Raw genomic sequence first — 12,882 nt, forward strand, 5'->3', positions numbered from 1 at the left:
GCGAAGGCCATGAAACGTCTTATTTGTACTCTTGTTGTGTGTGCAGCATTGATCGGCAGCGCCTCGGCGCAGGAGAGAGTCGATACGGCGATGATCGCCAAGATCAAGAGCGAGGGAATGAATAACTCGAAGATCATGGAAACGCTGAGCTACCTCTCGGATGTCTACGGCCCGAGGCTTACTGCTTCCCCAGAGTTCAAGGAAGCCGCGGACTGGGCCAAGAAGAAGCTTGAGGAGATGGGACTGCAAAACGTCTCGTTTGAAACGTGGAAATTCGGCAAAGGCTGGTCGATGAAGTATTTTTCCGCTGAGATGATCGAGCCGCGTGTTCTGCCGCTCATTGCATATCCGAAGGCATGGTCACCTTCCACCAGGGGAACGGTGAAAGGATATCCGATCTATCTTGATGCAAAAGCGGACGACGACCTGCAGCAGTACAAAGGGAAGCTCAAAGGAGCGATCGTCTTTACCAGCGATCCCCGCGAATTGAAGGCACATTTTTCGGCGGATGCCGAGCGGCTGAGCGACGAAGATCTGCTGAAACTGGCGAATGCCGATCTCCCCCGGGGACGCGGCCGCGCCGGAAGGAGAGATACGACCATGTTTCGCGTCCTCCGAGAACGTGCTGCCGCTGCTCGAAAAAGACTCGAGTTCTGCCAGCAGGAAGGGGCAGCCATCGTTGTCGAGAATTCGGCCGGGGATGACGGCACACTGTTCGTCCAGGGAGCAACCGTTCCCCAGCCCCCGAACCTGCCGCCGGACAAAAGGGTGAATGCGTACGACGACGATGCTCCGAAAATCCCCGTCGAGATCGTTGTGGCAGCAGAACACTATAACCGGATCATCAGGATGATGCAAAAAGGAAGCCGCGTAAAACTGGAAATCAATCTCGAAGCGGAATTCTACGACGACCAGCCGGGGATGAATATTGTCGGCGAGATCCCGGGGACGGACCTGAAAGATGAAGTGGTCATGATCGGCGGACATTTTGATTCGTGGCACGGAGGAACAGGCGCCACCGACAATGGCACCGGTTCCGCGGTCTGTATCGAGGCAATGCGAATTTTGAAAGCGCTCGACGCAAAGCCGCGGCGGACGATCCGCATGGCGTTATGGGGAGGTGAAGAAGAAGGATTGATCGGCTCGAGAGAATATGTCAAGAGGCACTTCGGCGAGCGGGATACGGCCCAGGGGGGCACGTACGGCCAGATCAAGAAGAAGCCCGACTATGAGAAGCTTTATGTCTATTTCAACAACGACAACGGCACCGGCAAGGTGCGCGGAGTGTACATGCAGGGGAACGAAGCGGTGCGGCCGATCTTCAGGGCATGGCTTGGACCGTTCGCGGATATGGATGCCTCGACGCTGACGCTCGAGAACACCGGCGGGACCGACCATCTCTCGTTCGATGCCATCGGTCTGCCCGGATTCCAATTCATCCAGGACAACATCGACTATGAAACGCGGACGCATCATTCCAACATGGACCTCTTCGACCGCGTGCAGGAAAACGACGTGAAGCAGGCGGCGGTGATCATGGCGGCGTTTGCGTACGACGCGGCGATGCGCGACGGAGCATTTCCGCACAAACCGCTGATGCCGCTCACCGGAACGAGAGCGCCGTTTTAAGCCCAAAGGAAAAATCAAAAATAAAAATGTGAAATGGAAAAACTAAAGGATGCCGGTATGGAAAAGGATCCATTTTAATCTTTGCATTGTATTTTTGCTTTTTCCACCTTGCATTTTATTATTGTTCCTTGCTGTATCATTTTCTCGATGAAAACCGTCGTTGTCTTTAGTGGTGCGGGGCTGTCAGCTGAAAGCGGCATTCCGACTTTTCGCGATTCCGGCGGATTGTGGGATCAGCATCGCATCGAGGATGTTGCTTCTCCGGAAGGATGGGAACGCAACAAGCATCTCGTCCTCAACTTCTACGAGCAGCGTTTTCTTCGGGGAATGGAGTGCAAGCCGAATCCGGCCCATGAAGCGATCGCCCGTCTCGCCTCCCGGTACGATGTCGTGAACATCACGCAGAACATCGACACGCTCCTTGAACGCGCCGGCTCGAAGAACGTCTGGCACCTCCACGGGAGGATCGACCATCAGAAGTGCGAACGGCATTATTCCATCCCCGCATATTCCGACTCGTCGTACTCATGCGATTACCGGGCGCAAATTTCATCCCCGACCAAGCTGGGAGACACATGTCCAAAATGCGGAAGCCAGCTCCGTCCGGACGTGGTCTGGTTTGGCGAGGCGGTCGATATGAGGCAGGATTATCTTGAAACACTGACGCGCAAGGCAGAGATCTTTATCGGTGTCGGTACCTCGGCTCAGGTTTATCCGGCGGCCGGCCTGCTTCCGCTCTTCAGGCGGACCAGGGAACGGTTTTTTATCGACCCCCATCCGGCGTATGACATGCTGGACGGTTTCGTAATTCTCAAGGGGACTGCCAGCGGGCAGTTGCCGGGGCTGGCAGAAGAGCTGCTGTCCGCGGCATCCGCGGCAGATCAGGACCCTTCTTGATATCCGTTTTCTTGTCTTGACTTTCAAATGTTTTCCCTTAACTTTCAGCTTAAGGAGACGGAAAAAACTGATCGAGCATTGTTAGAGATTGACAAAGCGGTTGGTGCACACACAAAGTTCCCGGACGAGGGAACGTCAATTCCTCTCTAACAATGGTAACCGAATTTCATCCGCGAGAGGAGATTCGGTTTTTTTATTTCTGAAGTGACCCTATGAAACTCACGTCAAGAATATCAACGGCAGTGGTCGCGTGTTTCATTTGCACGGTTTCCGTCCGCGCCGGGGATACGTATATAGCCAAATATGCCGGTGAATTCATGGCGATCGGCGTCGGCGGACGCGCGCTCGGCCTCGGCGGAGCGTACGTCGCCCTTGCCAACGACGTGACCGCAGGCTTTTGGAATCCGGCGGGACTCGCCCGCATCAACTACCCGGAATTTGAGCTGATGCACGACGAACAGTTCGGCAGTCTTGAGAACTTTGATTACGGCGCAGTCGCATTCCCGTTCGGGGCGAACGATACGACCGGCACCGTCGCCGACCAGGACGGCACACTCCGTCCGGTCATCAACTATAACGCCTCGTCGTTCGGCATCAGTGTGATGCGGCTCGGCATCGACGGCATTCCCGACACCCGCTCGTTGGACACGAACGGCGATGGAGTATTCAACGACCTCGACGGGCGTCCGGATTATTCACAGATAACTTTTTTCAATTCCGCCGACTGGGCGGTCTACTTTTCGTATGCCCGCCAATATTCGGAACGTCTTTTTTACGGAGCGAACCTCAAATTGATCCGCCGCGATATCGGAGACTACCATGCAACGGGGATCGGGTTCGACCTCGGAGGAATTTACCAGCCGACCGACAATCTCTCTTTCGGCGCGAATGTTCAGGATATCACCACCACGCTCATTGCCTGGAATACCGGAACGAACGAGCTGGTCTCGCCGACGCTGAAGATCGGCGGAGCCTATCTGTTCGAAATTTTCGGCGGCCGGCTCGGTCCGTCGATCGATACCGATGTCCGTTTTGAGGGGAGAAAATTTTCGTCGACCGCATACCTGGGACCGGTCAGCTTCGACCCTCACGGCGGAGTGGAATTCGACTACAAAAAAACCGTCGCCCTGCGCGTCGGCTACGACGATACGAAGAACCTCACGCTCGGCGCGGGGGTCCATCTTCGCAAGCTCGACATCGATTACGCCTTCGCGAAGTTCAACGGGGAGGATCAGCTGGGGAATTCACACCGCATCTCGCTTCGCTTGATCATCCAGGAAGATAAATACAGACGGGGAGCCGAGTGATCCTGCCGGAATTGTCGGCGGCGATCGCTTCTGCCCGATGGTTTTTTTGTTTCAGCGCCGGCGTTTGCGCCGTCGTCCTCTCGTCCTGTTCTTCTCCGCGCGTTGCCGCGGTCCAGCGCCCCCCTGCGCATAGCCCTTCCCATAGAGAGAGAATCACTGCGCCCCCCGGCTGGACTGTCGTTCCTGATGGAGGAAAATCGCCGGTTGCGGAGATGTATCTCATAAAAAACGACGGTGACGCGGCAATGGTGCTGGAGGAATTAAAAGCTTCTGCTTCAGCGAGATCCTCTTTGTCGGATGAAGATGTATGCGTGCTCGGCAATATTTCGATGCAGAATAAGCTTGGAGCAGGGGACAGCGACCGGAGAATCCTCCGTCTCCCTTCCCCCGCCGGCGACGGAAAAGACTGCTGCGTTTATGTCTATTCCGAAAGCTCGCTGCTGCGCCGCGTCGTCGTCTTTCGCATGAAAACGAGGATCTTCGAGCTTGAGCTGCGCCAAAACAGCGAGTCCCGTCCGCTCTCGTCCGTCGTCGACGCTCAAACGTTCTTTGTCAACTCGCTATTGAAGGGGGGAGAGCGAACATTATTTCCCGGAAATTGATTCAGCGCGCGGGAAACGCTACTTCGTTTTGAGGATGAAGACGCCGTTCCACTCTTCCGGCGGCGGGTTTTCGAGATACATGCGCGAACGCTCGATGTATAACGACGAGGGCGAGTCGTCCGGGTCAATGGCGAGCGCTTCGTTGAACTTGTTGATCGCTTCAGCAAACTGTTTGTTTCTGTATAACGCCAGGCCCGCAAGATATTTTTCAACGGCAGCAAGCTTTTTGTCGGGGACGCCGTTCCCTTTCCTTCCGAGCAATTCGAAGACTTTGATCGGCAGGGTCTTCCCTTTCACGACAAGGAGATCGAGTTCCCGAAATGCGAAATACTCCTTCACGAGTTCCTGCGTCCGTTCGCTTGCCATGATGTACGTTCCGTACTGCTTGTTGGCTCCTTCAAGGCGCGACCCCAGGTTGACGCTGTCGCCGATGACGGTGTAGTCAAATTTCCCGATCCCCCCCATATTGCCGACGACCATTTCGCCGGTGTTCAATCCGATGCGGACATGGACGTTCGGTTTGCCTTCCGCTCTCCACTTTTCCCTGATCTCCACCAGCTTCTCCTGCATTTCGACGGCGGCGTTGCAGGCATGAAGCGCGTTGTTGTCGAGCTCGACGGGGGCTCCCCAGAACGCCATCACTGCGTCGCCTTCGTACTTGTCAAGCGTGCCGTCGTTCTTGAACACGATCTCCGTCATCGCGCTCAGATACTCGTTCAGGACCAGGACAAGCTCTTCCGGCGGCAATTTTTCCGAAAAGGTCGTGAAGCCGGCGATGTCGCTGAAGAGAACGGAGAGTTCCTTCCGTTCGCCGCCGAGCTTCAATTTTTCCGGATGCGCGATCAGCTCGTTGACCACATGAGGGTTCAGATACTGGCTGAACATTCCCTTGATCATCACCTTCTGCTTTCGTTCCGTCAGGTATTGATAGACCGCGCTGCCGACGTAATTGGCGAATACGGCCGCGATCGGCGGGACGACCGGGATCAGCAGATTGTGGGCGGAGAACGCATAATCGGCCAGCGAGATAATGGCATACACTTCAAGGCCGATGAACAGGAGCGCGATCGTCTCGTAGACGAATTCGACCGACGATTTGATGAGCTTCAGCGCGGAGACCACGAGGAAACTGAGGAGGGAACAGACGAGCGTGTAGACCAGCTCAACCCATAGTTCGGGGCGGACGATGAAATTTTGATGGATCAACGTCTGGAGCGCGTTGGCGTGGAGCTCGACGCCGTACATCAGGTTGTTGTCGGGGTTGTCGCGGGGAGCGATCGATACGGGAAAAATGTCCTTCGATTCGGGAAAAGCGGGGCCGATCAAGACGATCTTGTTCCTGAACGCACCGGTCTGCATCAGTCCGATATCCGGGTCGTCGAACGTATTGATCTGAGTATGAAGCTTCGCCTCTTCATTGGTCGTAAATGTCTCGTCGTCGAGGATATCGGCAATGTCGAAGTGCTTGAAAGTTTTTCCCGCAAGGCCGTGATAATTTATAAGGATCGAAACGTCGTCGTATTTCGGGATGCGCCGGTCTCCGAGGACGAAATATTTCTTCTCCTCGCTGCACACCGTCGTAGAGGGGAGATGAAGGTACTTGTTCATCAGTGCGAACGCGAACGTCGGAAGGAGGGTCTCTTCGCCCGGGTCTTCCGCAAGGACCTTGTACCGCCGGTACAGTCCATCCTCATCGTTCGGCACGTACACGACGCCGACCGAACTGTCCGCCGAATAGAAGATGTTGTGGTAATTTTCGTTCTTCCGCTTGATCGACACGTTCTCGGCTCTGATCTCTGTCTTTCCCGCAAGAACGACGTTTCGGTATTTCTTGATCGCCTCAAAAAGCTCCGTGTCATGCTGCGGGCCGTGCCCGTCGGGATCCTCGAACGTCATGTCTATTCCGATCGCCAATGCCCCCGCTCTGTTGAGGTTGCGGATCGCCCGCGCGTAATAACTCCGCGGAAAGGGGAAATGATCCGGCACTGTCTGGTCAGATTTATCGGAGATGGTAACGATGACGACGTCGAGGGAGTCCTCGGAATAGGGGAGGGGACCGCGTTTGGCGAATGATTTATCGATGAAGGAGAGCTTCAGCCGGTCGAAGAAATGGAATTCAAAGACCGCATCCTGCACGAACACGATGACAAGCAGGGCGATGCCGAGACTGAGCGAAATACGGATGAGCCATGGCGTCAAACGTTTCAATGTCGGCCCGGCAGCAGGATGTTAGAAGTTGATGCGGTAGATCAGGCTGACGTAGGAATCGTTCTTCACGCCTGAGTTGATGATGTACTGATAGTCGAAGGCCGCGTTCTGGTTCCTGGCGATCGCGTAGAGAAGGCCGAGTTCGAGAACGGTCCGCTTGAAATCTCCGAATGTCGGGGCGACCGTTCCGGAGAGCTTAAGCACGTCCTCGTAAATCTTGTACCGGCCGTTGAGCGTAATGGTCGAGTAGTTCAGCGACGAAGACGAAACGACCTGCCGGACGTTGCCGCCGGTCGAATCGAGGGTCACGAGCGGGATCGTGTTCAAGCTGACCGTGTAGCCGACCGATGACTCGAGAGGGAATGTATGAACGGTGTTGATGAGAACGAAGCCGTTGAAGCCTTTGACGTTCTGCTTGTTCGCCGTGTTGTCCATCTTGTTGGAGAAATCCAGGCTCAGCGTCGCATTGTGCCTTCCCCAGTACGAGAAATCGTACGACGACTGCGCGAAGAAATGATTCGTGATATCGTTGATGGCGCGGGCTGCAACGAGCGAATCGGGGTCGAACGGATCGACCGGGTTCGCGTTGTTGTTGTTGCCGTAGCCGACCGTGAAGTTGGGCATGTTCGACGTCGGATAGTAGGAGACCGATGCGTTGAACGTCGCGTAGGTGGTCGTCAATGCAACCTCTCCCTTCGACGTCAGGATCGTGTCCTGTCCGCCGGTGTTGTTCTGCAGCCGTTCGTAGCTTCCGGTCAGGAAGACGCTGTTGCCGACAAGGCGCACTCTGTCGAAAACGTTGAACCCTTTGACGTCCTTTCTCAGCGCGGACGTTCCTTCGGAAGTATAATCCGCGCCGTGATAGATGTATGTTCCCTTGAGGTAGTTTCCGAAATAATTGAGGGCGAGTCCCGTTTCATACACCAGCGCCGAGAGTCCCGGCGGCAGCGGCTGGAGGTTCCCGTTGAGCGTGATAACCTTTGAGAGGTATTTTGTGCCGTACTTCTTCAGGAGATTCTTGGTGTCGCTGCTCAGCTGTGACGTATCGATGCTCGCGTCGGTGAATTCAGGGGCCGAAATATCGACGTTGTTAAGGCTGTACGACGCCTGCCCGGTCAACTCGAAATGGTGGTTGTCAAACGCGACAAGAAGATCGCTTCCCGCAACGACATTCTCCTCCGGTTTCACCAGCGTATCGGCGCTGCCGTACTGGTCCTTTGACTTCAAGTACGTGAAGCCGAGCTGAAAATTCTCTCCGTTGCCGAAGCTCGGGCGGACTGCGGTCAGGTTCCGCTGAAGCGTCGGGGTGGTAATCTGCTGGCTTGAATCGATATCGACCCTCCGGACGACCTGGCCCGACGCATAGTCAAGGTTGAACAAGCCGAGAAGCAGGTCCGCCGAGACGCCGCGGATGCGTTTGCCGTCGACGATCGTCGTCGGAAATTTTGGATACACGTCGCCGATCCCTAACTGCGCGTATTTTGCGTCGATGCCGAGCGAATACCGGTTCTGCGGCTGCTGCGTTGGGTTCTCCTCCGAGGTCAAATAGATATTGCCCGTTGTCTTGAGAATGCCGTACGAAGCGTTCGCGTTGGCATTCAGGCGCCTGTAAGGAGTGACCGTTCCTTTAATATCCTCGTTGCGTCCTTCTGCCTGTGCGTTTCCCGAATACAGAATCTGCTCTCCGGCTGCTGCGGCTTCGCCCGCCGAAATGAGGCTGAACGTCCGTTCGATCGTATGGTACGGCGCCCCTGTGGTGTCGAACACATCCACGCGGATCGTATGGACCCCCGTGGAAAGGTTCTTCGGGAGGGCATCGGCGGAAACGATCGTCAGGTCGCCGGCTATCACCGCCATCGGAGTGAGGTCGACGTTGTCGACAAAGACTTTTGTCCGCTTCCTGTCGACCTCATTGGGAGCGTACACAAAGGAGACCGAGATGTAGACATCCTCCGGCTGAAGCCGCTCCGATTTTTCCGGGCTTAAAAATAATATTTCCTGATCCTTCTGCGACCTGATCGCGATCGGAATACGCGTCGGCGTTGCCTGGGGATTTTGATACGGATAAGTTTCGGATGCGCCCGTTGTCGTCTGAGCCAGGACGTAGGCTTCCATGAACGGCGGCAAAACATCGTCTTCGGGGATCGTCACGACGGCAGAATCGCTCGTGATCACCATCTCGAGGATCCGAAATTCCGTTTGCCCGAATTGACGGTAGTACAGGACAACCCGGTTGAGCTCGGTAGACTTTGCCAGTTCCACCGACACGCGAAGGGGGGCCCCCTCCTGCGCCAGGCCATGATGGATCGCGCGAATGTAGGTATTGATCTGGGAATATGCGGAGCATGAAGCGAAGAATATCGCGGCGGCGAAGAGGCGCATGAAAAATTTTCGGGACGTTTTCCTCAGGAGAAAGTCCATGGCAGACCGGGGAAAGGTGGACGATTAATGGCATCGAATAAAAAACCGCCTGCAATCTAAAGAATGACGCCGAAAATTGCAAGCGGTTTTTCGCAAGTTGAAAGGGAATCCGATCAATAATCGATGATCATCGTCTTCGCATTTCCATTTGGGTCTGTGAACGGCAGCCGAATTTCGTTCGTCCCCGTGGACTGAACCGGGATCACGATCGGGTTCGATTGCGGGTCATTCGGCGGATAGGTCAGGTTGACCCCCGTCTTTGTCCTGAAGATGACATAGATCTGCATCGATGGAGAAGCGACATCGGCTCCCGGAACAGCGAAGCTGACCTTGCTTCCGGTCAATGATGCCGGCAATTCCTTGTACGCTGAGCTCCCCGAACTCTTATACGCCAGCGCGAAGTACGAGACGACGGATTTCAGCGTGTCCACTGGGACGGACGTTTGAACGAGCTCGACCGTTACACTGAAGTCCTGTCCCGCAGTGACGACCGGAGCTCCGATGGCAAACCCGACCGAGAACCCGCCGGTCGAAGAGGTTCCGTTAGCCGACGTTCCGCCTCCGCCTCCGCTTCCTAGTGCTCCCTGCAGTTTCTGCAGTTCCTCAGGCGAGGTTTTCTTTATTTCAATTTTCCCGTTGGCATACGAGTACGCCGTTTGTCCGGGCGTGACGTTGACCGACTGGTTTGACCTGTTGTTCGTGAAAAGGACGATACCGGCCCCGAGAATCAGCTCGTCCGTGCTGTCAGACCCTGTGATCAGCATCCCTTGCGTGCCTCGGATCGACGCTACCGATGTCGGCGTCGAAAATTCGAATTTTTCGTTTTCCCTCTTCTTGACGTCAAACGTCAATTCGCCCCTGTCGAGGTTGACATCTTTGGAAAATTCTTTATTGGCGGTCAATTCGGCGTGGATGGTGATCTGGGAATTTTCCTGAAGCCGCAGGATCGAATTTTCGATGAACTTGATGACCACAAAGGAATTCGCGCCGGTCCTGACCTGGTCTCCCGATAGGAGGGGAGTTGCGGGAGCGGCTTTCGTCCAGGTCTTTCCCTCTTTTAAGAACTCGACGGTTCCGACCGGCTTGTAAATCAGAGCGACCGGCTTATCAGGATCGAACGCCGGAGCCGCGACCGCCGAGCCGATCGACGAAACAACGGCTGCCAGCAAAAGGATGAACAATGTTCTCATGGAATATTCTCCGAAAGTCAGTGCTCTTTGATTACTCGAAATGGATTGATTTGATATTGTTCTTATTCTGAGTAAGGATCAGTTGAAGCTCTTGCGGCGACAACGAAATTCCATTCAGCGTCATGTGCGAGCTGTCAAGGACAAGCTTCTGGTCCTGGACCAGGCTCATAATATCCTGGAATGTGCCGCCGCTCAAAGTCATTTGCAGCAGGTTCAAGACCAACGCTCCTTGCGGATCGGCAATGCGGAACAGCCTGAGCGTTCTGAGAGGATCGATCTTGTAGCCGAATGCAGTCCTGATACCGTCCAGCTCGATCACGTACGATTTTCCGCGCTCAAGCGGACGTGGTCCTTTTAAGATCGTGACACCCGGTCCGGCGACCGGCGCTTGAGGGTACGTCAAAATCGTAAGGTTGCCGGAGAGCTGCCGGTCGATCTGAACCTGGAAGTACGGGTCGGCCGCCGAAATCGCGTCTTCAAGCGACTGCTGTTCTGCCCGCTTCTCGTAGATCGTGATCATCACGCCATGTGTATCATACGCCCATTGAAATTGGGGGAACGGGGACGGGTATTCAACTCCGTTATCCGACGGCTGGAGGAGCGTGGCATTTGTCGGGTTCGTCACCGTGACCGTGAACGCAGGATTGTTGCTTAGGTCGAGAATTCCGTTCGTCACCTTCCCTTTCCCCGCAACACTGTCAACGGTGAAAACGATTCTTACACTATAGACGCCGGAGGGGACCTTTCCGCCGTTGGTGGGATCCTGGATAATGTTCTTCAACCGTTCCTTCAGCGCCTCATTGACGTTGGAATTGATGTCAATGTCCGACGTGTTGTTTTGTTGTGCGTCGGTGCTCGTGAACACCCTTCCGGTGGTCGGCACGGAAAACGGTCTCGTCGTGTTGGCTACGACGATTTGTTTTGCAGGCGGCCCATCCTGATCGAGCGTCACATATCCTTCGATATGCATATCCACCCAAACGACGGCTCCCGTGAGATTAACGATCCTCAACGAAAAACTCGTCGGCGAAATATTCTTGATCTGTTCGGTGAGCGGATCGACCAGCGCGGTCGCGTTCACGATGTCCGCCTGAGTAACGGTCGGTATGACCGAAATGTATTGGTTGGATTGAGCAGACGCCCGCTGGAACATTCCGAATCCAGCAGCGGTCAATGCAAGAAACAGGGTAACGCTCTTTGTTCTCATACCACTCTCCCGGAAAATTGAAGGCACTCTTGATGACATGGAGTTAAGATACAGGATTAATCGTACACTTCGCTGTGTTGAAAGTCACCGAACGGAACGGTCAAAATCCCGCAATATCGTTGTAAATCACGAAAACCATGAATGTCAGGAGGAGGAGGACGCCCGCCTGCTGGACCGTCTGCTGAACTTTATGAGGAATCGGCTTGCCGAAAATGGCCTCATAGACCAGCATCGCAAGATGTCCGCCGTCCAGCGCCGGGAACGGAAGGATATTCATCACGGCGAGGCTGATGCTCAGGAGCGCCATAAACCCGAGAAAGCTCATCACGCCGACCTCTGCTGTTCGCGTCGCCATCTGCGCGATCTTGACCGGGCCGGCGACCGACTTTGAGAACGACGCTTTGCCGACGACGATATGCCAGAGGGAATTGACGAATAGCTTTGTCGCCCCGTAGACATCGTTCAATCCTCTTGGGAGAGCTTGAATGATGCTGTACCGCTCATGCAGGACCGGACCGACGTAACGGCTCTCGATGCTGATGCCGATCATTCCTTCCGTCGTCGGTGTGATCGCCGTCCGGACGATCCCTCCGTTCCTTCTGAATTCGAATTCGATCTTCTTGCCGGCGTTAGCTTTGATGATCCGTGTAACCTGGAACTGGTTGATCACTTGTTGATGGTCGATCGAGATGATGACGTCTTCCGGCTTGACTCCCGCAGATTCCGCCGGTTTATTCCTGAGAACATCTCCGACCACTGCTTCCGTGGAAGAGGGGAGGAACCCGAACGCTGCGTCCGAAATATCCGGAACAAGCGAATGCGGAACGTCGATGGTTGCCGCTTTGCCGGCTCGTTCGACGTCGACGGTCAGGTCTTCTCCCGCGAAATCGACGTACATCGCTGATTGGATCGCGTCCCAATGGGTGATCTTCTCTCCGTTGACCGCAAGGATCTTGTCCCCTTCCTTGAAGCCTGCTTTCTCGGCGGCGCTGTTCGGAATGACATATCCGACCTCGGTCGTCTGCCGGAAATTTCCGCCGTTGACGAAATTGATTCCCCAGAAGATCGCGATCGCAAGGAAGATGTTCATGATCACCCCGGCGGAGATGACGATCATGCGCTGCCAGATCGGCTTGGAGCGGAATTCCCACGGCTGCGGTTCGTGGTTGACGAAATCGGTGTCGAAGCTTTCATCGATCATCCCGGCGATCTTCACGTATCCGCCGACGGGAATCCAAGAGACACAGTAGTCGGTCTCGCCGAATGTCTTGCCGAACGCCCTCGGCGGAAATCCGATCGAGAATCGGTCCACGCGCATCCTGCATGCTTTCGCGGCGAGGAAATGGCCGAACTCGTGGATGAACACAAGGACGCCGATCGTGATCAGGAAATAAAAAATGGTTGTAAGGAATTCCATCGTT

Annotated in this window: 10 protein-coding genes; 4 read left to right on the top strand and 6 right to left on the bottom strand. The window is 55.0% G+C overall.

Annotation, left to right across the window (positions count from 1 at the left end; all coding sequences use genetic code 11):
* The first annotated feature begins 9 nt into the window (after positions 1 to 9).
* From VMF88_13845 to VMF88_13855, 3 genes are all read left to right on the top strand, one after another.
* Positions 10 to 1,629 (top strand): M20/M25/M40 family metallo-hydrolase, encoded by a 1,620-nt coding sequence (locus tag VMF88_13845; protein HTY12138.1) that lies wholly within the window; start codon positions 10 to 12, stop codon positions 1,627 to 1,629.
* 147 nt (positions 1,630 to 1,776) lie between these two features.
* Entirely contained in the window at positions 1,777 to 2,526 is a 750-nt protein-coding gene (locus VMF88_13850; protein HTY12139.1) for a Sir2 family NAD-dependent protein deacetylase, read from the top strand.
* Positions 2,527 to 2,738: 212 nt separating this feature from the next.
* The gene (locus VMF88_13855; GenBank protein HTY12140.1) at positions 2,739 to 3,833 is read left to right on the top strand and encodes a UPF0164 family protein; all 1,095 of its coding nucleotides are present in this window, start codon (positions 2,739 to 2,741) and stop codon (positions 3,831 to 3,833) included.
* Here VMF88_13855 and VMF88_13860 read toward each other — a convergent pair.
* On the bottom strand, positions 3,796 to 4,056 hold the full coding sequence (locus VMF88_13860; protein HTY12141.1) for a hypothetical protein: 261 nt from the start codon (positions 4,054 to 4,056) through the stop codon (positions 3,796 to 3,798). The genes VMF88_13855 and VMF88_13860 overlap by 38 nt on opposite strands.
* Here VMF88_13860 and VMF88_13865 point away from each other — a divergent pair.
* Entirely contained in the window at positions 4,046 to 4,435 is a 390-nt protein-coding gene (locus VMF88_13865; GenBank protein ID HTY12142.1) for a hypothetical protein, read from the top strand. The two genes, VMF88_13860 and VMF88_13865, sit on opposite strands and share 11 nt — an antisense overlap.
* Positions 4,436 to 4,453: 18 nt before the next feature.
* Here VMF88_13865 and VMF88_13870 read toward each other — a convergent pair whose 3' ends face one another.
* From VMF88_13870 to rseP, 5 genes are all read right to left on the bottom strand, one after another.
* Positions 4,454 to 6,643 carry a CHASE2 domain-containing protein gene (locus VMF88_13870; protein ID HTY12143.1) on the bottom strand — a complete coding sequence of 730 codons (2,190 nt, stop codon included), beginning with the start codon at positions 6,641 to 6,643 and terminating at the stop codon, positions 4,454 to 4,456.
* 21 nt (positions 6,644 to 6,664) lie between these two features.
* Entirely contained in the window at positions 6,665 to 9,025 is a 2,361-nt protein-coding gene (locus VMF88_13875) for a hypothetical protein (protein HTY12144.1), read from the bottom strand.
* Between the two features lie 152 nt (positions 9,026 to 9,177).
* Positions 9,178 to 10,254: a FecR family protein gene (locus tag VMF88_13880; GenBank protein ID HTY12145.1), complete on the bottom strand. Its 1,077-nt coding sequence runs from the start codon at positions 10,252 to 10,254 to the stop codon at positions 9,178 to 9,180.
* Positions 10,255 to 10,285: 31 nt separating this feature from the next.
* Positions 10,286 to 11,461 (bottom strand): hypothetical protein, encoded by a 1,176-nt coding sequence (locus tag VMF88_13885; GenBank protein HTY12146.1) that lies wholly within the window; start codon positions 11,459 to 11,461, stop codon positions 10,286 to 10,288.
* Between the two features lie 100 nt (positions 11,462 to 11,561).
* Positions 11,562 to 12,878: an RIP metalloprotease RseP gene (gene rseP, locus VMF88_13890; GenBank protein ID HTY12147.1), complete on the bottom strand. Its 1,317-nt coding sequence runs from the start codon at positions 12,876 to 12,878 to the stop codon at positions 11,562 to 11,564.
* Positions 12,879 to 12,882: the final 4 nt, after the last annotated feature.

Source organism: Bacteroidota bacterium (assembly GCA_035506275.1).
In the GTDB taxonomy this organism is placed as follows: domain Bacteria; phylum Bacteroidota; class Ignavibacteria; order UBA10030; family UBA8401; genus JAGVPT01.